Source organism: Roseixanthobacter finlandensis (genome assembly GCF_043195105.2).
GTDB lineage: Bacteria > Pseudomonadota > Alphaproteobacteria > Rhizobiales > Xanthobacteraceae > NCEH01.
On the sequence record NZ_CM195536.1, the window covers coordinates 960192 to 983571 of the forward strand.

At 67.1% G+C, this 23380-nt stretch carries 20 protein-coding genes and 1 riboswitch; of the genes, 11 read left to right on the plus strand and 9 right to left on the minus strand.

The window, feature by feature from the left end; genetic code table 11:
- Positions 1–13 precede the first annotated feature (13 nt).
- Together apaG and V5G24_RS04620 are read right to left on the minus strand one after the other, a co-directional pair.
- Positions 14–406 carry a Co2+/Mg2+ efflux facilitator ApaG/CorD gene (gene apaG, locus V5G24_RS04615; protein WP_394079996.1) on the minus strand — a complete coding sequence of 131 codons (393 nt, stop codon included), beginning with the start codon at positions 404–406 and terminating at the stop codon, positions 14–16.
- 133 nt (positions 407–539) lie between these two features.
- Positions 540–1736: an O-succinylhomoserine sulfhydrylase gene (locus V5G24_RS04620; protein ID WP_394079998.1), complete on the minus strand. Its 1197-nt coding sequence runs from the start codon at positions 1734–1736 to the stop codon at positions 540–542.
- A gap of 52 nt (positions 1737–1788) precedes the next feature.
- Positions 1789–1868, minus strand: a riboswitch (SAM riboswitch).
- A gap of 79 nt (positions 1869–1947) precedes the next feature.
- Here V5G24_RS04620 and V5G24_RS04625 point away from each other — a divergent pair.
- Positions 1948–3060: a 2'-deoxycytidine 5'-triphosphate deaminase gene (locus tag V5G24_RS04625; RefSeq protein ID WP_394080000.1), complete on the plus strand. Its 1113-nt coding sequence runs from the start codon at positions 1948–1950 to the stop codon at positions 3058–3060.
- Between the two features lie 261 nt (positions 3061–3321).
- On the opposite strand, the gene V5G24_RS04630 is transcribed toward V5G24_RS04625, so the two are convergent.
- Both V5G24_RS04630 and V5G24_RS04635 read right to left on the minus strand, forming a co-directional pair.
- On the minus strand, positions 3322–5583 hold the full coding sequence (locus V5G24_RS04630) for an FUSC family protein (RefSeq protein ID WP_394080002.1): 2262 nt from the start codon (positions 5581–5583) through the stop codon (positions 3322–3324).
- 127 nt (positions 5584–5710) lie between these two features.
- A complete protein-coding gene (locus tag V5G24_RS04635; protein WP_394080004.1) occupies positions 5711–6025 on the minus strand; it encodes a hypothetical protein in 315 nt (104 codons plus the stop codon).
- A 308-nt stretch (positions 6026–6333) separates the two neighbouring features.
- On the opposite strand from V5G24_RS04635, the gene zapE reads away from it, so the two are divergent.
- From zapE to lpdA, 7 genes are all read left to right on the plus strand, one after another.
- On the plus strand, positions 6334–7515 hold the full coding sequence (gene zapE / locus V5G24_RS04640) for a cell division protein ZapE (RefSeq protein WP_394080006.1): 1182 nt from the start codon (positions 6334–6336) through the stop codon (positions 7513–7515).
- 221 nt (positions 7516–7736) lie between these two features.
- Positions 7737–8702: a malate dehydrogenase gene (gene mdh, locus V5G24_RS04645; RefSeq protein WP_394080008.1), complete on the plus strand. Its 966-nt coding sequence runs from the start codon at positions 7737–7739 to the stop codon at positions 8700–8702.
- Between the two features lie 131 nt (positions 8703–8833).
- Positions 8834–10036 (plus strand): ADP-forming succinate--CoA ligase subunit beta, encoded by a 1203-nt coding sequence (gene sucC / locus V5G24_RS04650; protein ID WP_394080010.1) that lies wholly within the window; start codon positions 8834–8836, stop codon positions 10034–10036.
- The gene (gene sucD, locus V5G24_RS04655) at positions 10036–10920 is read left to right on the plus strand and encodes a succinate--CoA ligase subunit alpha (RefSeq protein ID WP_394080012.1); all 885 of its coding nucleotides are present in this window, start codon (positions 10036–10038) and stop codon (positions 10918–10920) included. The genes sucC and sucD overlap by 1 nt, the downstream gene beginning before the upstream one ends.
- A 341-nt stretch (positions 10921–11261) precedes the next feature.
- Complete coding sequence (locus V5G24_RS04660) at positions 11262–14216, plus strand: 2-oxoglutarate dehydrogenase E1 component (protein WP_394080014.1); 2955 nt, start codon at positions 11262–11264, stop codon at positions 14214–14216.
- A 51-nt stretch (positions 14217–14267) separates the two neighbouring features.
- On the plus strand, positions 14268–15491 hold the full coding sequence (gene odhB, locus V5G24_RS04665; protein ID WP_394080016.1) for a 2-oxoglutarate dehydrogenase complex dihydrolipoyllysine-residue succinyltransferase: 1224 nt from the start codon (positions 14268–14270) through the stop codon (positions 15489–15491).
- A gap of 112 nt (positions 15492–15603) precedes the next feature.
- On the plus strand, positions 15604–17007 hold the full coding sequence (lpdA, locus tag V5G24_RS04670) for a dihydrolipoyl dehydrogenase (RefSeq protein WP_394080018.1): 1404 nt from the start codon (positions 15604–15606) through the stop codon (positions 17005–17007).
- 94 nt (positions 17008–17101) lie between these two features.
- On the opposite strand, the gene V5G24_RS04675 is transcribed toward lpdA, so the two are convergent.
- Both V5G24_RS04675 and V5G24_RS04680 read right to left on the minus strand, forming a co-directional pair.
- Positions 17102–17299: a hypothetical protein gene (locus V5G24_RS04675; RefSeq protein WP_394080020.1), complete on the minus strand. Its 198-nt coding sequence runs from the start codon at positions 17297–17299 to the stop codon at positions 17102–17104.
- 345 nt (positions 17300–17644) lie between these two features.
- A complete protein-coding gene (locus V5G24_RS04680; protein ID WP_394080022.1) occupies positions 17645–18052 on the minus strand; it encodes a VOC family protein in 408 nt (135 codons plus the stop codon).
- Positions 18053–18248: 196 nt separating this feature from the next.
- On the opposite strand from V5G24_RS04680, the gene V5G24_RS04685 reads away from it, so the two are divergent.
- On the plus strand, positions 18249–18809 hold the full coding sequence (locus V5G24_RS04685) for a hypothetical protein (protein WP_394080024.1): 561 nt from the start codon (positions 18249–18251) through the stop codon (positions 18807–18809).
- A 12-nt stretch (positions 18810–18821) separates the two neighbouring features.
- Here V5G24_RS04685 and V5G24_RS04690 read toward each other — a convergent pair whose 3' ends face one another.
- The gene (locus V5G24_RS04690) at positions 18822–19805 is read right to left on the minus strand and encodes a tyrosine recombinase XerC (RefSeq protein WP_394080357.1); all 984 of its coding nucleotides are present in this window, start codon (positions 19803–19805) and stop codon (positions 18822–18824) included.
- A gap of 155 nt (positions 19806–19960) precedes the next feature.
- On the opposite strand from V5G24_RS04690, the gene V5G24_RS04695 reads away from it, so the two are divergent.
- Positions 19961–20596 carry a PadR family transcriptional regulator gene (locus tag V5G24_RS04695; RefSeq protein ID WP_394080026.1) on the plus strand — a complete coding sequence of 212 codons (636 nt, stop codon included), beginning with the start codon at positions 19961–19963 and terminating at the stop codon, positions 20594–20596.
- 303 nt (positions 20597–20899) lie between these two features.
- Here the strand turns inward: V5G24_RS04695 and V5G24_RS04700 are convergent, their stop codons facing one another.
- Entirely contained in the window at positions 20900–21409 is a 510-nt protein-coding gene (locus V5G24_RS04700; protein WP_394080028.1) for a YaiI/YqxD family protein, read from the minus strand.
- 119 nt (positions 21410–21528) lie between these two features.
- Between V5G24_RS04700 and V5G24_RS04705 the strand changes: the two genes are divergently transcribed.
- Positions 21529–22329 carry a phosphatase PAP2 family protein gene (locus tag V5G24_RS04705; RefSeq protein ID WP_394080030.1) on the plus strand — a complete coding sequence of 267 codons (801 nt, stop codon included), beginning with the start codon at positions 21529–21531 and terminating at the stop codon, positions 22327–22329.
- Positions 22330–22396: 67 nt separating this feature from the next.
- Here V5G24_RS04705 and V5G24_RS04710 read toward each other — a convergent pair whose 3' ends face one another.
- Positions 22397–23329: a ribose-phosphate pyrophosphokinase gene (locus tag V5G24_RS04710; protein WP_394080032.1), complete on the minus strand. Its 933-nt coding sequence runs from the start codon at positions 23327–23329 to the stop codon at positions 22397–22399.
- Positions 23330–23380 lie beyond the last annotated feature (51 nt).

Here is a 23380-nt window from a genome sequence, read left to right on the forward strand (position 1 = left end):
GGGGGCTGCCATCTCAGTTGAGAACGCGGCGCATGTCCGGCGTATCGAGGGAGAATGCGGGAATTTCCACCGAGAAGGATTCGCCCTTCTCGGTCAACATCTCGTAATGCCCGCTCATGATGCCCATGGCGGTCGCGAGTGGCACGCCCGAGGTGTATTCAAATCGTCCGCCGGGGGGAAGCACCGGCTCTTCGCCCACCACGCCGGGGCCGCGCACTTCCTCCACATGGCCGTGGGCATCGGTGATCACCCAATGGCGCGCCTTGAGCTGGACCACGTCGCCGCCCAGATTCACCACCTCGATGGTATAGGCCCAGAAGAAATTGCCATGTTCCGGGTCCGAGCGTTCCGCCACATAGCGCGGCGTCGCCGTCACCTGGATCTGGCGCGTCGTCGCCCGATACATTCGATCCCCCTTATACTTCGCTGCGTGCGCGCACAGTGAACCCGCGATGCGGGCACGGCGCAATGGGTTCGGGGCGAGAACCGTCGCGCTGCGGAGTCGCGGGCGCGCGATGGCGCCGCCCGGCGATGCGCGCTCACACCTTTTCGAGCGCCTGGGTGAGGTCGGCGAGCAGGTCGCCGGCATGTTCCAGGCCCACGGAGAGGCGCACCAGCCCGTCGGAAATCCCCATCTCGGCCCGCGCCTCGGGGGTGAAGCGCTGGTGGGTGGTGGTGGCGGGATGGGTCAGCAGGCTCTTGGAATCGCCGAGATTGTTGGAGATGCGGATCAGCCGCAGCGCATTGGCGAAGCGGAACGCACCTTCCTTCCCGCCGCCCACCACGAAGGTGGTCAGCGTGCCGCCGCCCTTCATCTGCCGCCGCGCCAATTCCGCCTGGGGATGGTCGGCGCGGAACGGATAGATCACCTTCTCCACCTTGGGGGAGGCGGCGAGCGCATCGGCGATGGTGGCCGCGCTCGCCTGCTGGCGCTCCACGCGCAGCGCCAGGGTCTCCATGCCCTTCAGCAGCACCCAGGCATTGAAGGGCGAGATGGAGGGGCCGGTCTGGCGCAGATAGGTTTGCAGGCCCTCGGTGATGAAGGCTTGCGAGGCCAGGATCACCCCGCCGAGGCACCGGCCCTGTCCGTCGATATGCTTGGTGGCCGAATAGACCACCACGTCGGCGCCAAGCTCGAACGGCTTCTGCAGCAGCGGGGTGGCGAACACATTGTCCACCACCAGCCGCGCGCCGGCGGCATGGGCGATCTTGGCCACCGCCGCGATGTCGATGATTTCCAGCGTCGGGTTGGTGGGGCTCTCCAGGAACAGCACCTTGGTGTTGGCCTTCACCGCCGCCTGCCAGGCCTCAAGATCGGTGCCGTCCACCAGCGTGGTCTCGACGCCGAAGCGCGGCAGGAATTCCTCGATGATCCAGCGGCAGGAGCCGAACAGCGCGCGCGCGGCCACCACATGGTCGCCGGCCTTGAGCTGGCAGATCAGCGCGGCATTCACCGCCGCCATGCCGGAAGCGGTGGCGCGGGCGGCCTGCGCGCCTTCCAGCAGGGCCATGCGGCTTTCGAACATGGCGGTGGTGGGATTGCCGTAGCGCGAATAGATGAAGCCGGGATCCTCGCCCTTGAAGCGCGCCTCGCAGGATTCCGCATCGTCATAGACGAAGCCCTGGGTGAGATAGAGCGCTTCCGCCGTTTCCCCATAAGGCGAACGGGCGGTGCCGCCCTGCACCAGCAGGGTGTCGGGATGGAGGGTGGAGAAATCCGGGGGGATGTGGGCCAAGGTCTTCAAGCCTCAAATGAGGCCGAGGACGCGTAGGACAGGGCGAAGACGCCCTTTACGATCCCCGGCCTTTTAGCGATTTGTTTAGCGTGGCAGCAAGCCGGCCGGCTCAAATTCACCACGGATCGATAAGAGTTAAAGCGCGTCGCACCCTTGGCGTCAAGGGATGCGTCCGTTAAACCGAACGGCGGGACAGGGAGGCGGAGTGCAGGTGGACCAGCTTAAACCGGGCATCTTGCCGTCACAGGCCATTGCCGCGCTGCACGAGGCCGGTGGCATCGTCACGAAGCGCGCGTTCGACGACGATCAGATCCAGCCGGCGAGCCTGGACCTGCGGCTCGGGCGCACCGCATGGCGCATCCGCGCCAGCTTCCTGCCGGGCGCCGGGACCAGCGTGAAGCAGCGGCTGGAGGATCTCGCGCTCCACAAGCTCGACCTTGCCGACGGCGCGGTGCTGGAAACCGGCTGCGTCTATCTGGTGCAATTGTTCGAGAAGCTGAGGCTGCCGGCCGATGTCTCGGCCGCCACCAATCCGAAAAGCTCCACCGGCCGGCTCGATGTGTTCACCCGCGTGATCACCGACGGCGCGCGCGCCTTCGATGCCATCCCCGCCGGCTATGAGGGGCCTCTGTTCCTGGAAATCTCGCCCCGCACCTTCCCGATCCTGGCGCGCACCGGCTCGCGCCTGTCGCAGGTGCGGTTCCGGCGCGGCGTCTCGCGCCTGTCGGATCTCGAACTGCTGACCCTCCAGAGCGCCGAACAGCTGGTGAATGCGGAAAAGCCCGATGTGGTGGGCGGCGGCATCGCGGTCGGGGTCGATCTGGCGGGGGAGGCCTGGGGCGGGCTTCTCGGCTTCCGCGCCAAGCGGCACACCGGGGTTGTCGACGTGGATCGCCGCAACGCGCTCGATGTCGAGGATTTCTGGGAGCCGATCCGGGCGCGCGGGCGCACCAGCCTGGTGCTCGATCCCGACGCCTTCTACATCCTCGCTTCGCGCGAGGCGGTGCAGGTGCCGCCGGCGTTTGCCGCCGAGATGGTGCCGTTCGACCCGCTGGTGGGCGAATTCCGCGTGCATTATGCCGGCTTCTTCGATCCCGGCTTCGGCCATGCGGCGGCGGGCGGCAGCGGCGCGCGCGCGGTGCTGGAAGTGCGCTCGCGCGAGGTGCCGTTCATCCTCGAACACGGCCAGACCGTGGGGCGCCTGGTCTATGAGCGCATGTCCGATCGGCCGAAGGCGCTGTACGGGGAAGGGCTCGGCTCCAATTACCAGGGCCAGGGGCTGAAGCTCTCCAAGCATTTCCGCGCCTTCGTGCCGGCGGCGTGAGGGTGCGCCATCCGGCGGGCGGGATCCTCGGACAGATCGACATTCGTGGTCCGGCGCTTTTGCAGCAGAACATCGTCATGCACGGGCTTGACCCGTGCATCCACGCAGGCCCGTTGGTGCCATCCGTTCAAGACCGGTGGGTCGGCCCGGCGTGGGTGGCCGGGACACGCCCGGCCATGACGGCCGGTCAAAAAAGGACAATCGCGCGCACCTGCCGTCAGGCGCCTCGACGATGCACCACGCGCTGAATGTCGATCGGCTCTAAGCCGCCTCCAGCTCCTTGTGGGCGACGGGCTTTGTGGCATGGGCCTCGGCGGCGGGATTGAGCAGCGCGCGCAGGTCGGCGAGCGGGCGCAGCACCGCTTCGGAAAAGCTCAGATAATCCGCCACGAACGGCAAGAGGCGGCGGGTGCCCTGGTCGTTCGCCATCTCCAGCGCGATCGACACCGCCGCGTCGAGTTCCGGCGCGGCGCCGGGATTGGCGGCCGGGGTCGCCAGCCCCAGTGCCTGGTCGAACGCGGCGAGCGTGCGGGCGCGCGCGGCCTCCAGGATGGTCACGGTCTCCGGCGGGGGCGAGAGCGTGTCGAGCCGGTGCGCCACATCCTCCAGCAGCGCCAGATAGGTGATGAGGATTTCCAGCGTGGACACCAGCGTCACCACGTCCCCGGCCGAGCGATGGCCGAGCGAGGTTTCCGCGCCAATATGCGGCAGGCGTTCCGACAATTGCCGCAGGTCGGCGGACAGCGCGGCGGTCACATTGCCGATCTCGCCGGGAACACTGCCCTTGCGGGGCCAGCAATTGGCGAAGGCGGCGCGGCATTGGCTGACCATGCCCACCACCTGGTTGCGGATCTGGTCTGCCACATAGACCGGCAGCACCACGAACGAGACCACCAGCGCGATGACGGCGCCGATGGCGGTCTCATAGATGCGCGCGACCATGCCGTCTGCGCCGAGGCCGGTGACGAGGTGCAGCCCCACGATTACGGACAAGCCGGTGGCGGCGGAGGCGACGTCGTAGCGGTCGCGCTGGGTGACGAGGCCGATCATCTGCGCGATCAGGCAGGCGGCGGCCAGCAGCCAGACGTTCCTGTCCAGCCCCACCACGAGGGCGATGCCGATGACCGCGCCGGCGAGCGTTCCCACGGTGCGATAGCGCACCCGCACATAGGTTTCGCCCAGGCTGTTGCCCAGCACGAACATCACCGTCATGGTCGCCCAATAGGCATGGTCCAGCCCCACCACCAGGTCGAGCGTGGTGGTGATGGCGGTGGCGACCAGGCCCTGGATGGCGACCTTGACGTAAAACGGCATGCCCTGCGGCGCGGCCGGAGCCGTCGCCATGCCGGGCGGCGGCGGGCCGGGCGTGATCAGGCCGGCGGCGGAGCCGGGCGCCACATGCCAGCGGGAGGTATCGACGCTTTCCAGGCGCGAGAGATCGCTGACCACCAGGAACAGCCGGTCGAAGGCGGTGACAGCGCGCAGCAGCGCCAATTGCTCCTGGGCGGGGATATCGGGCGCCATCGCCGCCTCGCGCAGCCGGCCGATGGCCTTGCGCATGCGCTCGGTTTCCTCGAACGGCTGGCCGAGGCCGCGCTCCAGGTGACGGGCGAGCTGATCGGCGCAGGCGGCGAGCGGCAGACGCCAGGCGCCCTCCGAGCCCCGCGGATCGGGAATGCAATCGCCCAGCAATTGGGTCGCCACCCGCAGCCGGTACACCAGCGAGCGCACCGCCTCGATATATTCGCGGGCCTGTGGATCCTCGGCGGCGGCGTTCACCAGCGCCGCGCGCACGCGGATCTTGATCCGCTCCAGCATGTCCGCCGGTGCCGGAGGCACGTGCACGCCCGCCCGCACGCAGGCGCCCAGCAGCCGAAGGTATTCGCCGACCGTCTCGCCGGCTTCGATCACGCAGCTGGAATAGACCTTCAGCGCCGAGGGCCGCCCAAGGGTGAAGCGGACCAGGAAGGTCACGATCCCGCCCTGCACCGCCGCGAGCAGCAGCCAGGCGGCCTGGGTGCGGGTGGGGTGCAGCACGGCGGCGACGGTGGCGATGATGATGAGCGCGATGCCCATCCGCTGGCCTTCCATGCCGAAGCGCCGCAGATACAGCGCGATGCAGGTGAGCGGCACCAGCATCAGCTTCATGGCCAATTCGTTGGCCGGCGCGTTTCCCGGCGCCGCGATCACCACGGCCACCAGCAAGGCGATGGTCATGGCGAACAATTTGCAAAAGCTGATGGCTTCCGCCTTGCGGCTGGCCGAGGGGGTGAAATTGATCAGCACCAGCGCCGTCATCGCGCCCGCCATGGGGAAGATGACGTCGAGATTCAGCGCGAAGGTGCGGGAGGTTGCGTAGCCGAGGCAGATGACCAGGATGAAGGAGATGGCGAGGTGCAGCGCGCGCGTGCTGTCAATGCCGCCGGGGTCGTGGTCCGACAGCCAGCGCGCGAGCCGTCCGACCAGCGTCGGGGCCGCACCGCTGCCGGGCTCGTCGAACGCGCCGACCTGCGGGTCCTGCATCGCTTCACCCCTTCGCGATTCAAGTCGTCGGATCGCAAAGGTTCATGGCGCGCGGCAAAAGTCCAGAGACCCGCCGCGGTGTCCCGCGCGGCGTGCGGCGGCGGGGTCGCTACTTTGCGGGAACGGGCTATTGAACGACATAGCCGCCCCGCGGCACGACCATCACGGGAGCGCTCTCGATCTGATACTGATAGGCCGGCACATAGACGCGCGGCGCCGGCAGGATCATGGTGGAATTGCGCCCGCCCACCGACTGCGACTGCTGGTCCTGGATCAGCATGTATCCGCCATGGGCGCGCAGATAATCCATCTGGCGCAATTGCACTTGGCTGTCATTGACTTGGTTCACGGAATCGTCGGCACGCGCGGCGGCGGACATGCCGGACGCGGCCGCCAGGGTGAGCGCGACGAGGGCGGTGCCGGTGGCGATGAACTTGTTCATGGCGAACTCCTTCAAACGGGCGCACCTCCTCGTTCGCGAGGAACCGCGCCGTTGCGGGGCATGCCCGCAGATTGCGATGTGATGTGCGGCCCGGGAGGGAGCGCGGCGCGCTCGGCTCGGGCCGGTCTGTCAAGGAAACGCACGAGCGCGCGCTTGGTTTCCTCGGATCCTGCGCATTTCGCCGGTCCGCCCTGCGCCGGCGGGTTCTTTCGCGATGCAAAATCGCGTGCGAAAATCGTTCAAATTTTACCGCGCATGCTCTAAAGCGGCGCTCGGTGCCGCGCGTCACGCCCGGCCCTGGAGGAGACATGATGGCGGCTGGCGCGCGCGTTCTTTCCCGCTATGAAGCCATGGTGCGCGCGGGGGAGATCACGTCCGATCCCGCGCAGGCCGCCGTGGTCCAGGCCTTCGCCCGTCTGGAGGTGGAACTGCGCGACCGCCTGCTCGCCCGCAAATCCTCCGCGCTCGGCTGGCTGTTCCACCGCCGCACCCCCACCGCGCCGCGCGGCCTCTATGTCTACGGCGAGGTCGGGCGCGGCAAGACCATGCTCATGGACCTGTTCTTCGAGAGCGTGGAGGTGCGCGGCAAGCGGCGCGCGCATTTCCACGAATTCATGGCGGACGTGCATGATCGCATCTTCGCTGAGCGCCAGGCGCAGAAGCGCGGCGAGCGCAAGACCTCGGACCCGCTCCAGCCGGTCGCCGACGATCTCGCCAAGCAGGTGCAACTGCTGTGCTTCGACGAATTCCACGTCACCGACATCGCCGACGCCATGATCCTCGGCCGGCTGTTCCAGAAGCTGTTCGCCGACGGCGTGGTGGTGGTCGCCACCTCGAACGTGAAGCCGGACGATCTTTATGCCGGCGGCCTCAATCGCGCGCTGTTCCTGCCCTTCATCGCCATGATCGACGAGAAGATGGAGGTGCTGAACCTCGACGCGCGCACCGACTATCGCATGGAGAAGCTGGAAGGCCTGCCGGTATGGTACGAGCCGCTCGGCCCCGCCGCGCACGAGGCGCTGGATCGCGCCTGGGCGAAAATCGCCGGGCCTGACGGTGGGCGGCCGACGGCGATCGCCAATCACAGCCGGCTGATTCCGGTGCCGCTGGCCGGCAATGGCGCGGCGCGCTTCTCGTTCGCCGATTTGTGCGCGCAGCCGCTGGGGGCAGGGGACTATCTGCGCATCTCGCGCGCCTTCCACACCGTCGTCATCGAGGGCATTCCGGTGATGGATGGCGACCATCGCAACGAGGCCAAGCGCTTCATCTCGCTGATCGACACCTTTTACGACGGCGGCGTGAAGCTGATCGCCTCGGCGGCGGCGGAGCCGGAACAGCTCTATGTGGGCTCACAAGGCGCGGAAGCGTTCGAATTCGCCCGCACGGTCTCGCGCCTGCACGAGATGCGCTCCACCGAATATCTCGGGCGCACCCACGGCCGGGCGGATTCGGCAGCCTCCGGCAATACCACCGGCCTGGTGGAGACCTAAAGGCGCGCGTCATCACCCTGTCGCGGGCGTCGGCAAACACTGCCGGCTGCGTGTTCGTCCTTGGACCAATTGGCAGCTTCGGGGCGATGTCTATAAGCAGAGCCGGGGCTTGGACGGCAATTGTGCGGTGCGCGCGTCTTGAACCCCCTGCCGGATGGGAGTAGTCAAGCCCCGCTCGGCCTTGGCCGCTCCTTTTTGCCCGTATCCGAGGATCCTCTCACATGGCGCGCAATAAGATTGCTTTGATCGGAGCCGGCCAGATCGGCGGCACGCTCGCCCTTCTGTCCGGGCTGAAGGAACTGGGCGACGTGGTTCTGTTCGACGTGGCCGAAGGCACGCCGCAGGGCAAGGCGCTGGATCTCGCGGAACTCTCCCCGGTCGAAGGCTTCGACGCCAAGCTGACGGGCGCGAATTCCTATGAGGATATCGCCGGCGCGGATGTGGTAATCGTCACCGCCGGCGTGCCGCGCAAGCCGGGCATGAGCCGCGACGATTTGCTCTCCATCAATCTGAAGGTGATGGAGCAGGTGGGCGCCGGCATCGCCAAATATGCGCCGAATGCCTTCGTGATCTGCATCACCAACCCGCTCGACGCCATGGTGTGGGCGCTGCAGAAATCCTGCGGCCTGCCCAAGGAGAAGGTGGTCGGCATGGCCGGGGTGCTGGACAGCGCCCGCTTCCGCTATTTCCTGGCCGACGAGTTCAAGGTCTCGGTGAAGGATGTGACCGCGTTCGTGATGGGCGGCCACGGCGACACCATGGTGCCGCTGATCCGCTATTCCACGGTCGCGGGCATCTCGGTTCCCGACCTGATCAAGATGGGCTGGACCACCCAGGAGCGCATCGACACCATCATCCAGCGCACCCGTGACGGCGGCGCGGAGATCGTCAACCTGCTGAAGACCGGCTCCGCCTTCTATGCCCCGGCCGCCTCCGCCATCGCCATGGCCGAGAGCTATCTGAAGGACAAGAAGCGCGTGCTGCCGGCGGCGGCCTATCTCTCGGGCGAATACGGCCTCAAGGACCTCTATGTGGGTGTCCCGGTGGTGATCGGCGCCGGCGGCGTCGAGCGCATCGTCGAGGTCGAGCTGGACCGCACGGAGCGGGCGAATTTCGACAAATCGGTATCGGCCGTGCAAGGCCTTGTGGATGCTTGCCTCAAGATCGCGCCCGATCTGAGCAAGTGAATGAAGTGCGCGACGGCGGTCCTCGGGCCGCCGTTTCCCTGTCGGGCGGGTTCAACCGCCGGCTTTGACACTCCGAAATGTTCCACTCCATCCGGGGTGGGTCACTTCGAAACCCTTAGGGACGAAGCCCCATGAACATCCATGAGTACCAGGCGAAGGCGCTGCTGAAGAGCTACGGCGCGCCGGTTTCCCGCGGCATCGCGGTGTTTAATCCGGACGAGGCCGAGAAGGCCGCGACCGAGCTCGGCGGTCCGCTCTGGGTCGTGAAGTCCCAGATCCACGCCGGCGGGCGCGGCAAGGGCAAGTTCAAGGAAGCCGCTGCGGGCGAAAAGGGCGGCGTGCGGCTCGCCAAGTCGGTGGAGGAGGTGAAGGCCTTCGCCGGCCAGATGCTGGGCAACACCCTCGTCACCATCCAGACCGGCCCGGCCGGCAAGCAGGTGAACCGCCTCTATATCGAGGACGGCTCCGACATTGAGAAGGAATTCTACCTCTCGCTGCTGGTCGACCGCACCACCTCGCGGGTGTCCTTCGTCGTGTCCACCGAAGGCGGCATGGACATCGAGGACGTGGCCCACAATACCCCTGAGAAGATCATGAGCTTCTCGGTCGATCCGGCCACCGGCGTGCAGCCGTTCCACGGCCGCAAGGTGGCCGACGCGCTCGGCCTTGGCGGCGATCTCGCCAAGCAGGCGGGCAAGCTGACCGACGTCCTGTTCAAGGCGTTCGTCGCCACCGACATGGAAATGCTCGAGATCAACCCGCTGATCGTCACCAAGGACAATCGCCTGGTGGTGCTCGACGCCAAGGTGAGCTTCGACGGCAACGCTTTGTTCCGTCATCCCGATCTGGTCGAACTGCGCGACCTGACCGAGGAAGACGCCAAGGAGATCGAGGCCTCCAAGTATGACCTCGCCTATATCACGCTCGACGGCACCATCGGCTGCATGGTGAACGGCGCGGGCCTCGCCATGGCGACCCTCGACATCATCAAGCTGTACGGCGAAAGCCCGGCCAACTTCCTCGACGTGGGCGGCGGCGCCACCGAAGAGAAGGTGACGGCGGCGTTCAAGATCATCACCGCGGATCCCAATGTGAAGGGCATCCTGGTGAACATCTTCGGCGGCATCATGAAGTGCGACGTGATCGCGCGCGGCGTCCTTGAGGCGGTCAAGGCCGTCGGCCTGGAAGTGCCCCTGGTGGTGCGCCTGGAAGGCACCAATGTTGAACTGGGCAAGCAGATCATCCGCGAGAGCGGTTTGAATGTGATCCCCGCCGATGATCTCGACGACGCCGCGCAGAAGATCGTGGGCGCGGTGAAGAAGGAAGCTGCGTGATGTCCGTGCTTATCGACGCCAATACCAAGGTCATCACCCAGGGCTTCACCGGGAAGAACGGCACCTTCCATTCCGAGCAGGCGATCGCCTACGGAACGAAAATGGTCGGCGGCACCTCGCCCGGCAAGGGCGGCACGACGCACCTCGGCCTGCCGGTGTTCGACACCGTGATCGAGGCGCGCGAGGCCACCGGCGCCGACGCCTCCGTGATCTATGTGCCGCCTCCGGGCGCGGCGGACGCGATCCTGGAAGCCATCGACGCGGAAATCCCGCTGATCGTGTGCATCACCGAGGGCATCCCGGTGCTCGACATGGTGAAGGTGAAGCGCGCGCTCTCCGGCTCCAAGTCGCGCCTGATCGGGCCCAATTGCCCGGGCGTGATGACCGCCGGCGAATGCAAGATCGGCATCATGCCGGGCAACATCTTCAAGCAGGGCTCGGTGGGCGTTGTGTCGCGCTCGGGCACGCTGACCTATGAGGCGGTGTTCCAGACCACGCAGGAAGGCCTTGGCCAGACCAGCGCGGTGGGCATCGGCGGCGACCCGGTGAAGGGCACCGAATTCATCGACATCCTGGAGCTGTTCCTGGCGGACCCGAAGACCTTGTCGATCGTGATGATCGGCGAGATCGGCGGCTCGGCGGAAGAGGATGCGGCGCAGTTCATCGCGGACGAGGCCAAGCGCGGGCGCAAGAAGCCGATGGTTGGCTTCATCGCCGGCCGCACGGCGCCTCCGGGCCGTCGCATGGGCCATGCGGGCGCGATCATCTCGGGCGGCAAGGGCGGTGCGGAAGACAAGATCGCGGCCATGGAAGCGGCCGGCATCCGCGTCTCCCCCTCGCCCGCGCGCCTCGGAAAGACCCTGGTCGAAGTCCTCAAGGGCTGATCGCAACCGGCCCGGCGGCCGTGCTGCCGGGCCCTTTGCTCCTTTTGCGGGCCTGCCGCTCATTTCGCCACGGCGGCGTGGCCTGCATGGGAGGCAGTTCGGCCCTGCGGATAAAGCTGCCAAAAGGACACGGATTGTCCCTTCCGTGCACCCTGCGGCAGGTTTATGTACGGGGCGTCGATCGTCGCGCCTCCGGCTGAGCCGGGGCGTTTCGGTCGAAAGGCTGGGATCTTAGCCGTCCCAGTCTCAACTTTGTGGCAGCGCTCGGCGCTTGGGGCTTGGTTTTCGGAGCCAGTTGCGCTCTTAAAGCCACGGCGCCAAGGCCATCCGGGATTAAGCCCATGTCGCGTGCGGACCAGAACGAACAGCTTCTCGCCACCTCCTTTTTGTATGGAGGTAACGCTCAGTGGATCGACGATCTCTATGCCCGCTACGAAGCTGATCCAGCTTCGGTGGATGCGCAGTGGCAGAGCTTCTTCGCCGCCCTGAACGATGATCCCGCCCAGGTTCGCAAAAATGCCGACGGCGCCTCCTGGAAAAGGCCGAACTGGCCGATCCATGCCAATGGCGAACTGGTCTCGGCCCTCGACGGAAACTGGATCGAGGTCGAGAAGAAGGTCGCGGACAAGGTCCAGGCCAAGGCCCAGAAGGCCGGCATCGAATTCTCCTCCACCGACGTGCAGCAGGCGACCCGCGATTCCGTGAAGGCGCTGATGATGATCCGCGCCTATCGCATGCGCGGCCATCTGCATGCCGACCTCGACCCGCTCAAGCTCACCCCGCCGCGCGAGGCGCCCGAGCTCGACCCGGTGTCCTACGGCTTCTATGAGGCCGATCTCGACCGCAAGATCTTCATCGACAACGTGCTCGGGCTCGAATTCGCGACCGTGCGCGAGATGATCGCCATCCTGCGCCGCACCTATTGCCGCACCATCGGCGTCGAATTCATGCACATCTCCTCGCCCGAGGAGAAGGCCTGGATCCAGGAGCGCATCGAGGGGCCGGACAAGGAAGTCAGCTTCACCCGCGAGGGCAAGCGCGCGATCCTGAACAAGCTGGTGGAAGCCGAGGGCTTCGAGAAGTTCCTCGACGTGAAGTACACCGGCACCAAGCGCTTCGGCCTGGACGGCGGCGAGAGCCTGATCCCGGCGCTGGAGCAGATCATCAAGCGCGGCGGCAGCCTCGGCGTCGAGGACATCGTGTTCGGCATGGCCCATCGCGGCCGCCTGAACACGCTGACCCAGGTGATGGGCAAGCCGCACCGCGCCCTGTTCCACGAGTTCAAGGGCGGCTCCTGGGCCCCCGACGAGGTCGAGGGCTCGGGCGATGTGAAATACCATCTCGGTGCTTCGTCCGACCGCGAGTTCGACGGCAACAAGGTCCATATCTCGCTGACCGCCAACCCCTCCCATCTCGAGATCGTCGATCCCGTGGTGCTCGGCAAGGCGCGCGCCAAGCAGGACCAGTTGAAGGACAGCGAGCGCGTGAAGGTGCTGCCGCTGCTGATCCACGGCGATGCCGCCTTCGCCGGCCAGGGCGTGGTCGCCGAATGCCTCGGCCTGTCCGGGCTGAAGGGTCACCGCACCGGCGGTTCGATCCATTTCATCATCAACAACCAGATCGGCTTCACCACCAATCCGCGCTATTCGCGCTCCTCGCCTTATCCTTCCGACGTGGCGAAGATGATCGAGGCGCCGATCTTCCACGTGAACGGCGACGATCCCGAGGCGGTGACGTTCTGCGCAAAGGTGGCGATCGAGTTCCGGCAGCGGTTCCACAAGCCTGTCGTGATCGACATGTTCTGTTACCGCCGCTACGGCCACAACGAGGGCGACGAGCCTTCGTTCACCCAGCCGCACATGTATAAGGTGATCCGCCAGCATCCGAGCGTGCTCGATCTGTATTCCGGCCGCCTGGTGGAAGAAGGCGTGCTGGAAACCGGTGAGGTGGACAAGCTCCGCGCCGCCTGGCGCGAGCGGCTGGAAGGTGAATATGAGGCGGGCCAGGCCTATAAGCCCAACAAGGCCGACTGGCTGGACGGGCGCTGGGCCGGCTTCAAGGCGACCCACGAGGATGATGATCCGCGCCGGGGCGACACCGGCGTCGCGCTCGATCGCCTGAAGGACATCGGCGCCAAGATCACCCGCGTGCCGGAGGGCTTCACCGTCCACCGCACCATCCAGCGCTTCCTCGACAATCGCCGCAACGCGATCGAGACCGGCGAGGGGATCGACTGGGCGACCGGCGAGGCGCTGGCCTTCTGCAGCTTGCTGGAGGAGGGCAGCCCGGTCCGCCTGTCGGGCCAGGATGTGGAGCGCGGCACCTTCTCCCAGCGCCATTCGGTGCTGACCGACCAGGAGAACGAAGCACGCTACAAGCCGTTCAACCATCTCACGGCCGACCAGGCCAAGTACGAGGTCATCAATTCGATGCTCTCGGAAGAGGCGGTGCTCGGCTTCGAATATGGCTACACCCTCTCCGAGCCCAACACGCTGGTTCTGTGGGAAGCCCAGTTCGGCGACTTCGCCAACGGCGCGCAGGTGGTGTTCGACCAGTTCATCTCCTCGGGCGAGCGCAAGTGGCTGCGCATGTCGGGCCTCGTGTGCCTGCTGCCGCACGGCTATGAGGGCCAGGGGCCGGAGCATTCCTCCGCCCGCCTGGAGCGTTATCTCCAGATGTGCGCGGAAGACAATATGCAGGTGGCGAACTGCTCCACCCCTGCCAATTACTTCCACATCCTGCGCCGCCAGATGAAGCGCGAGTTCCGCAAGCCGCTCATCCTGATGACGCCGAAGTCGCTGCTGCGCCACAAGCGGGCGGTCTCCAGCCTGGCGGACCTGGCTGAAGGCACCACGTTCCACCGCATCCTGTTCGACGATGCCCAGTCGCATCCGACCGCGGATTCGGTGAAGCTGGTGGCGGACGACAAGATCCGCCGCGTCGTGCTGTGCACCGGCAAGGTCTATTACGATCTCTATGAGGAGCGCGAGAAGCGCGGAACCACCGACGTGTACCTGATGCGCGTCGAGCAATTGTTCCCGTTCCCGCTCAAGACCCTGGTCCAGGAACTCTCGCGCTTCAAGAACGCGGAAGTGGTCTGGTGCCAGGAAGAGCCGAAGAACCAGGGCGCCTGGGCCTTCGTGCAGCCGTATCTGGAATGGGTGCTGGAGAATATCGGCGCCGTTTCCAAGCGTCCGCGTTATGCCGGCCGTCCGGCGTCCGCGGCCACCGCCACCGGGCTCATGTCCAAGCATCTCGCGCAGCTGAAGGCGTTCCTCGAGGACGCCCTCAGCTGAGGACTGGCTCTCTCGCTCGATAACCCGCCCCAACGAAAGAAGACGATCCCCATGGCCACCGAGATCCGCGTTCCAACGCTCGGCGAATCCGTGACGGAAGCGACCATCGGCAAGTGGTTCAAGAAGCCGGGCGAGGCGGTGAAAGCCGACGAGCCGCTGGTGGAGCTTGAAACCGACAAGGTCACCGTGGAAGTGCCGGCGCCCGCCGCCGGCGTGCTGGCCGAAATCGTCGCCAAGGATGGCGAGACGGTCGGGGTCGGCGCGCTGCTCGGCATGCTCGGCGAAGGCTCAGGCGCTGCCGCGGCGCCCGCTCCCAAGGCCGAAGCTCCGAAGGTGGAAGCGCCCAAGGCTGCCGCCGCGCCCGCCAAGCCCGCGCCCGCCAAGGCGGCTGCCACCGACGCCAACGGCCCTGCCGTCGCCCGCCTCGCGGCGGAGAGCGGCGTGTCGCCGGCCGGCGTGGACGGCTCCGGCAAGGACGGCCGGGTGACCAAGGGCGACATGCTCTCGGCCATCGCCGCCGTGCAGGCCGCGCCCGCCCCGGTCGCCGCCCGCGCGCCGTCCTCGGCGAACGAAGCCGCGCTCGAAGAGCGGGTGAAGATGACCAAGCTGCGGCAGACCATCGCCCGCCGCCTGAAGGACGCCCAGAACACCGCCGCCATGCTCACCACGTTCAACGACGTGGACATGAGCGGCGTCATGGGCCTGCGCGCCCAGTTCAAGGATGCCTTCGAGAAGAAGCACGGCACCAAGCTGGGCTTCATGGGCTTCTTCACCAAGGCCGTGATCCAGGCGCTCAAGGACATCCCGGCGGTGAATGCCGAGATCGACGGGCAGGATCTGGTCTATAAGAATTATTACAACATCGGCATCGCGGTGGGCACCGAGAAGGGCCTTGTGGTTCCGGTGGTGCGCGACGCCGACCAGATGTCGGTGGCCGAGATCGAGAAGGCCATCGCCGCCTACGGCCGCAAGGCCCGCGACGGCAAGCTCGGCATCGAGGACATGCAGGGCGGCACCTTCACCATCACCAATGGCGGCATCTACGGCTCGCTGATGTCCACCCCCATCCTCAACGCGCCGCAGTCGGGCATTCTCGGCATGCACCGCATTGAGGAGCGGCCGGTGGCCATCAAGGGCCAGGTGGTGATCCGCCCGATGATGTATCTCGCGCTCTCCTACGACCATCGCATCGTCGACGGCCGCGAGGCCGTGACCTTCCTGGTGCGCGTGAAGGAAACCCTGGAAGATCCGGCGCGCCTCGTTCTGGATCTGTGAGTTCAAGCAACATCTTCCGCCGTCATGCCCGGGCAGTGCCCGGGCATCCACGCGACGCCCGGCGGACGTGGATGGCCGGGCCCGGCCGTGACGACCTGATCGGAGTAGTCTCATGTCCTACGATCTCCTCGTCATCGGCACCGGCCCCGGCGGCTATGTGTGTGCCATTCGCGCGGCCCAGCTCGGCCTGAAGGTCGCGGTGGTGGAGAAGCGCGCCACCCATGGCGGCACCTGCCTGAATGTGGGCTGCATCCCCTCCAAGGCGCTGCTCTACGCCTCTGAATTCTTCGAGGAAGCGGGCCACAAGTTCGCCTCCATGGGCATCGGCGTCAGCACGCCCACGCTCGACCTGCCCGCCATGCTCGCCTTCAAGGACAAGGGCGTGGACGGCAATGTGAAGGGCGTCGAATTCCTGCTGAAGAAGAACAAGGTCGACGTGTTCTTCGGCGCCGGCAAGATCCTCAGCGCCGGCAAGGTGGAAGTCACCCTCAATTCCGATGGCTCCAAGCAGGTGGTCGAGACGAAGAACATCGTCATCGCCACCGGCTCCGACGTGGCGCAGCTTCCCGGCGTGACCATCGACGAGGAGCGTATTGTCTCCTCCACCGGCGCGCTGACTTTGGCGAAGGTGCCGGGCAAGCTTGTGGTCGTGGGCGCGGGCGTGATCGGCCTTGAGCTCGGCAGCGTGTGGCGCCGCCTTGGCGCGCAGGTGACCGTGGTGGAATATCTCGACCGCATCCTGCCCGGCATGGACGGCGATGTGGCGAAATCCTTCCAGCGCATCCTGGCCAAGCAGGGCTTCGACTTCAAGCTCGGTACCAAGGTCACGGGCGTCGACACCAAGGGCAAGACGCTGAAGGTGTCCATCGAGCCCGCCGCCGGCGGCGCGGCCGAGACGCTGGAGGCGGACGTGGTCCTGGTGGCCATTGGCCGTGTCGCCTACACCGCCGGGCTCGGCCTCGCGGACATCGGGGTGGAGACCGACACACGCGGCCGCGTGGTGGTGGATACCCACTTCAAGTCGAGCGTGGACGGCATCTATGCCATCGGCGACGTGATCGCCGGCCCCATGCTCGCCCACAAAGCCGAGGACGAAGGCGTCGCGGTGGCGGAGATCCTGGCCGGCAAGGCGGGCCATGTGAATTACGACGTGATCCCCGGCGTGGTCTACACGTTCCCGGAAGTGGCCTCCGTCGGCAAGACCGAGGAAGAGCTGAAGGAAGCGGGCATCGCCTATAACGTCGGCAAATTCCCCTTCACCGCCAACGGCCGCGCCAAGGTGAACAACACCACGGACGGGTTCGTGAAGATCCTGGCCGATGCCACCACCGACAAGGTGCTCGGCGCCCATATCATCGGCGCCGAGGCGGGCGAGCTGATCCACGAATGCGCCGTGCTGATGGAGTTCGGCGGTTCGTCCGAGGATCTGGCCCGCACCTGCCATGCCCATCCCACCCGCTCGGAAGCGGTGAAGGAAGCGGCTATGGCGGTAGAAAAGCGCGCCATCCACATGTGAGCCGAGGGGCTGGCCGCCGTTCCGGTGGCCGGCCCTTTCGCGAAAGCGGCGTCGTTAAATCGGCGTTGCGAGAGCTGCGTCGCGAGAGCCAGGCTCAGGTGCGCTTGCTGGGAATCGGCGCGGACACCGTGGCGGTGGAATCCGTGGTGCTGACATCGGCCGCGGCATCGGGCGGGCAATTGGCGAACGCGGCACCCGCCGAAGCGGCGGCGAGGATGCCCACGGTCGAAAAGGCCAAGATCGAAAGCGCCAGGATCGGGAGCGCGCGCAGGGCGATTGCAGTCGGTCTCATTCGTCTCACTCCCGTTGTATCCAGGGTGTGAGGCTAGATCCGCGATTGCGAGCCGGCGAAGCCCGAATAAATCGCATGTGCCCGCGAAAGCGGCAAATCACCGGCCGCGCCGCTTCCGATCACGGAAAGGTGAGGCCCAACGCTGGGTTGTGCCCCTTTCGCCGCCTTCGGATGACGGGACGCGCGCCCGGCCAAGCCGGCGTTGCCGGCAAAAAACGCACCAAGCCGGCGTTGCCGGCAGCACGTGAGAATCCCCGCAAGGGCAGCATCGGCGGCGTGGGTCCGGGGGGCGAAAAGCCGGCCGCGCGGGGCCGGCCTTTCTGTTCGGGGTGGCGCGCGTCGGCCTCAGTCCGGGCTGAAGGTCACGGCTTCGATCCGCCAGCCGTCCGGGTCGGTGAGGAAGCCGGCATAATAGCTGGGGCCATAGGCTGGGCGCGGTCCGGGCGCGCCGTTGCAGGCGCCGCCGGCCGCGAGGCCCGCCGCGTGGAAGGCGTGCACGCCGGCCCGCTCCGCCGCCTTGAAACAGAGATGCGTGCCCGCCGGACACGCGATGGCGGCGCCCTTGCGCTCCTCCAGCCAGAACGGCGGTGTGTCCTCCGGCGCCGCCGTGGCGCGGCTGAAGCCGGCCGAGCGGGTGCCGGTGGGCTCGTCGTAAAGCACGGCGGCGACGAAGCCGAGGGGCGCAAGCGCGCGCTCGTAGAAGGTGAGGGAGCGGTCGAGATCGGTAACGCCGATCGAGATATGGTCGAACATGAAAAAGCGGTCTCCGGAAAAGCCACGACGGAGGCTGCGCGCCGGCGATTTCCCGTGCACAAGGCGTCTCGCGCCGCACGCCGGCCGCAGCCCCCCGCGCATGATTTGCAATCCCCGCGCCAATTGCCCGCGCGCCAATTGCGGCTTGCGCCACGCGGCCATTGAAACGCACCCGGCAATGGGCCATGTCTGGGCCATGGTTTCTTCCCCTCCGCCGCCCGAGGCGCGCAGCCGCCTGCATCCGCTGTTCGTGTTGCTCGCCGTGGTCTTCCTCGTGGAGGCGTGGCTGTGGCGCAAGCTGGCGCCCATGGTGCGCTGGTGTGCGGATCTGCTGCCGTTCGAGGCGTTCAAAGCCGCCCTGTCGCGCTGGGCGCATCGCCTGCCGCCCTATGGCGCGTTCGCCCTGTTCGTGGTGCCGCTGCTGCTGGTGGAGCCGCTCTACGTCGTGGCGCTCTGGGCGTTCGCGCATGAGCGCTGGATGTTGGGCAGCGTCGCCGTGGTGATGGAAAAGCTGGTGGGCGTCGCGCTCATGGCGTTCCTGTTCGATGTGTGCCGGGCGCAGCTTCTCTCCATCGGTTGGTTCGCGCGGCTGTTCAACTGGCTGGTGCGGGTGAAGAACTGGGCCGAGGCGGAAGTCGCGCCGGTGAAGCTGCGGATCCAGGAGATGATGGCGCGCATCCGCGCCGCGACGCCCGGCGGCGGCATCTGGCTGCGGGTGCGGGCGCTGCGGCGCCGGGCCTTTTCCTCGCGTTCCTGACTCTCAAGAATCTCAGGCGCGGGGGTGGGCGGCGCGATAGGCCGCCATCAGATGGCTTTCGTCCAGCGCGGTATAGATCTGCGTGGTGGAGAGCGAGGCGTGGCCCAGCAATTCCTGGATGGCGCGTAATTCTCCGCCCCGCGCCAGCAGATGGGTGGCGAAGGAATGGCGCAGCGCGTGCGGCGTCGCGCTATCGGGCAGGCCGAGCGCGCCGCGCATGCGCTCCACCGCGAGCTGCACGATGCGGGGCGAGAGGGGCCCGCCGCGCACGCCGACAAACAGCGGGTCGTCGCGCTCCAGCAGGTGGGGGCAGGCTGTCACATAGGCGCGCACCGCGTCCACCACCGGCGCGATCAGCGGCACCATGCGCGTCTTGTTGCCCTTGCCGGTGACGATGATGTGGTCCACCGGCCCATCGGGCGGGATCTGGCCGGCGGTGAGGCCGAGCGCTTCGGAGATGCGCAGGCCCGCGCCATAAAGCAAAGCGAGCACCGCCGCGTCACGCATCAGCACCCAGGTTTCCCGTTCTTCCCCGGCGCGGGTCTGTGGATCGGTGAGCGCGCGGGCGGCCTCGACGCCGACCGGCCGTGGCAGGGCGTGCGGCACCTTGGGCGCCCGCACGGCGGTGAGCGCGCCCACCGCGCCCTGGCCCTCGCGTTCCAGATGGCGCGCGAACGAGCGCGCGGCGGCGAGCAGCCGCACCAAGGTGCGCGGGGCAACGCCCTCGGCCTTGCGGCCGGCGATCACGGCGCGCACGTCGGCCGGGGTGAGGGCGGCAAGATCGGCGAGCGTGGGCGCGCCGCCGAGATGCAGCGCGAGCCGGTTCAGCACCAGAGCGAGATCGCGCGCATAGGCCTCCTGCGTCTTGGCGGAGAGCCGCCGTTCATGGGCGAGGCGCGCGAGCCAGGCTTCCACGGCGGCGCGCATCTCCGCGCTCAGGGGCGCGAGTAGGCCCTTAATGGCGCGGGCTGCCTTCTGCGCATCGGTCATGGCCATGGCGGCGTTGTCTCCCTGCAAGCCCAGCAGCATCCCATCCGCATCCTAACCTGCGCCTTTTAACGAAGGGCTGCACGCCCCCTCTTGCGGAAAAGATATATCTAACGATATAAAAAGGCGTGAACCTATCTTTAGATATATCTCAGGAGTCCAAAATGTTTGGATGCAGACACCACAACGGCGGACACCACGGCGAAGGCCGTCGTTTCGAAATGGCGCGCGGCGATGAAGGCGGCTTCGGCCGGGGCGGCGGCCATGGTCGCGGCCGGGGCGGCGGCGGCGACATGTTCCGCCTCGGGCGCATGCTGGCCCAGGGCGATCTCAAGCTGCTGGCTCTCGCGCTGATCGCCGAGCAGCCGCGCCACGGCTATGAGCTCATCAAGCTGATCGAGGAAAAGACCGCCGGCTGGTATTCGCCGAGCCCCGGCATCGTCTATCCCACCCTCACCTTCCTGGAAGAGGCGGGCTATGTGACGGCCGAGAGCGAGGGCGCCAAGAAGCGCTATGCCATCACCGCCGAGGGCGAGGCCTATCTGTCGCAGAACCGCGATTTCGCCGATGCCCTGCTCGGCCGTCTCGCCGAGATCGGCAACAAGATGAGCCGCTTCCGCCGCTGGATGGGCCGGGGCGAGGGCGAGGGATCTTCCCACGCCGAGCTGCCGCGCCTCGTGGAAGCCGCGCTGGAAAACCTGCGCGATGTGTCCGGCCAGCGGCTGGAGGCCAATCGCGGCGCCGAGACGCGGATCGTCGAGATCCTCGCCCGCGCCGCCGCCGACATCCGCGAGGCGTGAGCGCCGCCGCTCCGCTCCGCGTGCCGACCGCGCGCGGAGCGCAGGCGAACCGGATGCCGGTTCGCGGGCAAAAACCAGCCGTCCCGGCCCCTCCGCCGGGGCGGCCGGGCGGGATCCGATGGCGCGCCTGCGGTTCGCGCGGGGCGCGGATTCATTCGCGCCGAACGTTCGGCCGAAATCGGGGTTTCATCGGCCGCAGACCCACGGCGAAGCGTCCGTAAACCGCTGTTCGTCCGCGCTAAGTCATTGTTTCACGTGAAACATTTTTCATGAAACGCGCCTGCGCCACGCGTTTTCGCGGGCTTATTTGCCACCTGCCGCACCATAGCCGGCCCGTTTCAGCCGCACGATGGCGAGATCCAGCGCGGACAAAAATTGCGAGCGATCGCGCGGGGAAAACGGCGGCGGCCCGCCGGTGGTCGCGCCGGCGGACCGCAATTCGTCCATGAGGTTGCGGGTCGCCAGCGCCATGCCGATGCTGTCGGTGGTGAAGGGCCGCCCGGTGGGGCTGATCACATCCGCCCCCGCCTTCACGCAGCGGCTGGCGAGGGGCACGTCGGCGGTAATCACCACATCGCCCTTCGACACCCGCTCGGCGATCCAATCGTCCGCCACGTCCGGCCCGCTCGGCACCAGCACCCGCTCGATATTCTCCGAGCGGGGCAAGGCGATGGGGCTGTTGGAAACCACGAACACCTTCAGCCCGTGACGCTCCGCCACGCGATAGATTTCCGCCTTCACCGGGCAGGCGTCGGCGTCCACATAAAGCGCGATGGGTGCTTCCCTTGGGGCCTGTTTCGCTGGCACGATCATGGCCGCTGCATCGCATCCTTCCCCGCCCGCCGCAACCCGGCTTGCGGCGGCGCGTTGACGGGCGAAGCGAACTTCTGCATGGGACGGCCAAAAATGGGACAGGCAAAAATGGGACAGGCATGAACCCGCTGCTGACCGCCGTGCGCACCCGCCTAAAGGCCGTTCCGCTGCTCGGGCCTGTGTTCACGCGGGTGAGCGGGCTGGAGCGCACCACCCTCGCCATCGTCGGCCTCACCGCCGCCGCGCTCTATGCCTTCCTGGCGCTGGCCGGCGAGGTCATGGAGGGGGAGACGCGCGGCCTGGACGAAGCCATCCTGCTCGCCTTGCGCAATCCGGCGGACAAGTCCGATCCCCTCGGCCCGCCCTGGCTGGAAGAGAGCATGCGCGATCTCACCGCGCTCGGCGGCATCACTGTGCTGGTGCTGGTGACATTGGCGGCCATCGCCTATCTGCTGCTGGTGCGCCGGCGGCTGACCGCGCTGATGGTGCTCGGCTCCATCGCCGGCGGCGCGGTGCTGAGCAGCACCGTCAAGATCCTGTTCGATCGTGCTCGGCCGGATCTGGTGCCGCACGGCATGGCGGTCTATTCGGCGAGCTTTCCGAGCGGCCATTCCATGATGTCCGCCGTTGTCTATCTCACGCTCGGGGCCTTGCTCGCCCGCGCGCAGGTGCGCCAGCGGGTGAAGGTGTATCTGCTGGGGCTGGCCGCCTTCGTTACCGTCATCGTCGGCTTGAGCCGGCTGTATCTCGGCGTGCACTGGCCGACCGACGTACTCGGCGGCTGGGCGCTGGGCGCCGCCTGGGCCGCCGCCTGCTGGCTGGTGATGCTGTGGCTCCAGACCCGCGGCGAGATGGAGCCGGAAGCCCCGACCCCGGCGGAAATCCCCGAGGCCAACGTCTCCTCTCAGGCCGACGTCTGAGGGCAGCGGCGCCGAAAACGGCAAGGGCGCCCGTGGGGCGCCCTTTTCTCGGGGGAAGCTGTGCCGGTCAGTCGAACAGGCTGGAGACCGATTCCTCGTGCGCCGTGCGGGCCACCGCCTCGCCAATCAGCGTGCCGATGGACAGCACGCGGATGTTGCGCGCCACCCGCACCGCCTCGGTGGGCTGGATGGAATCGGTGATCACCAGTTCCTTGAGCTTGGAGGCGGTGATGCGCGCCACCGCGCCGCCCGAGAGCACGCCGTGGGTGATGTAAGCGTGCACTTCCTTGGCGCCGCGCGCCAGCAATGCGTCCGCCGCATTCACCAGCGTGCCGCCGGAATCGACGATGTCGTCCACCAGGATGCAGGACCGGCCGTCCACATTGCCGATCACGTTCATGACTTCGCTTTCGCCCGGCCGCTCGCGCCGTTTGTCGACGATGGCGAGCTGGGCGTCGATGCGCTTGGCCAGCGCCCGGGCGCGCACCACGCCGCCCACGTCCGGGGAAACCACCATGACATTGTTAAGGTCGAACCGGTCCTTGATGTCGCGCACCATGACCGGCGCGGAATAAAGATTGTCGGTGGGGATGTCGAAGAAGCCCTGGATCTGGCCGGCGTGCAGGTCGAGCGTCATCACCCGGTCGGCGCCGGCATGGGTGATGAGATTGGCCACCAGCTTGGCGGAAATCGGCGTGCGGGGGCCGGGTTTGCGATCCTGGCGGGCATAGCCGAAATAGGGCAGCACCGCCGTGATGCGCTTGGCCGAGGCGCGGCGCAGCGCATCGATGATGATCAGCAATTCCATCAGATGGTCATTGGCCGGGAAGGATGTGGACTGGAGGACGAACACGTCCTCGCCGCGCACATTCTCCTGGATCTCCACGAAGATCTCCATGTCGGCGAAGCGCCGGACCACCGCCTTGGTCAGGGGCGTGGAGAGATAGGCCGCGATGGCTTCGGAGAGCGCGCGGTTCGAATTTCCAGCCACAAGCTTCATGGATACAGTCTCGGTCGACACCGGCACGCCGTCCGCACGATGCAGTGGCCG

What these genes read in the sequence shown, in the direction of transcription:
- apaG (WP_394079996.1), bottom strand. Translation starts at nt 406, where the DNA reads ATGTATCGGGCGACGACGCGCCAGATCCAGGTGACGGCGACGCCGCGC.
- V5G24_RS04630 (WP_394080002.1), bottom strand. Translation starts at nt 5,583, where the DNA reads ATGCAGGACCCGCAGGTCGGCGCGTTCGACGAGCCCGGCAGCGGTGCG.
- V5G24_RS04635 (WP_394080004.1), bottom strand. Translation starts at nt 6,025, where the DNA reads ATGAACAAGTTCATCGCCACCGGCACCGCCCTCGTCGCGCTCACCCTG.
- zapE (WP_394080006.1), top strand. Translation starts at nt 6,334, where the DNA reads ATGATGGCGGCTGGCGCGCGCGTTCTTTCCCGCTATGAAGCCATGGTG.
- mdh (WP_394080008.1), top strand. Translation starts at nt 7,737, where the DNA reads ATGGCGCGCAATAAGATTGCTTTGATCGGAGCCGGCCAGATCGGCGGC.
- sucC (WP_394080010.1), top strand. Translation starts at nt 8,834, where the DNA reads ATGAACATCCATGAGTACCAGGCGAAGGCGCTGCTGAAGAGCTACGGC.
- sucD (WP_394080012.1), top strand. Translation starts at nt 10,036, where the DNA reads ATGTCCGTGCTTATCGACGCCAATACCAAGGTCATCACCCAGGGCTTC.
- V5G24_RS04660 (WP_394080014.1), top strand. Translation starts at nt 11,262, where the DNA reads ATGTCGCGTGCGGACCAGAACGAACAGCTTCTCGCCACCTCCTTTTTG.
- odhB (WP_394080016.1), top strand. Translation starts at nt 14,268, where the DNA reads ATGGCCACCGAGATCCGCGTTCCAACGCTCGGCGAATCCGTGACGGAA.
- lpdA (WP_394080018.1), top strand. Translation starts at nt 15,604, where the DNA reads ATGTCCTACGATCTCCTCGTCATCGGCACCGGCCCCGGCGGCTATGTG.
- V5G24_RS04675 (WP_394080020.1), bottom strand. Translation starts at nt 17,299, where the DNA reads ATGAGACCGACTGCAATCGCCCTGCGCGCGCTCCCGATCCTGGCGCTT.
- V5G24_RS04680 (WP_394080022.1), bottom strand. Translation starts at nt 18,052, where the DNA reads ATGTTCGACCATATCTCGATCGGCGTTACCGATCTCGACCGCTCCCTC.
- V5G24_RS04685 (WP_394080024.1), top strand. Translation starts at nt 18,249, where the DNA reads ATGGTTTCTTCCCCTCCGCCGCCCGAGGCGCGCAGCCGCCTGCATCCG.
- V5G24_RS04690 (WP_394080357.1), bottom strand. Translation starts at nt 19,805, where the DNA reads ATGGCCATGACCGATGCGCAGAAGGCAGCCCGCGCCATTAAGGGCCTA.
- V5G24_RS04695 (WP_394080026.1), top strand. Translation starts at nt 19,961, where the DNA reads ATGTTTGGATGCAGACACCACAACGGCGGACACCACGGCGAAGGCCGT.
- V5G24_RS04700 (WP_394080028.1), bottom strand. Translation starts at nt 21,409, where the DNA reads ATGATCGTGCCAGCGAAACAGGCCCCAAGGGAAGCACCCATCGCGCTT.
- V5G24_RS04705 (WP_394080030.1), top strand. Translation starts at nt 21,529, where the DNA reads ATGAACCCGCTGCTGACCGCCGTGCGCACCCGCCTAAAGGCCGTTCCG.
- V5G24_RS04710 (WP_394080032.1), bottom strand. Translation starts at nt 23,329, where the DNA reads ATGAAGCTTGTGGCTGGAAATTCGAACCGCGCGCTCTCCGAAGCCATC.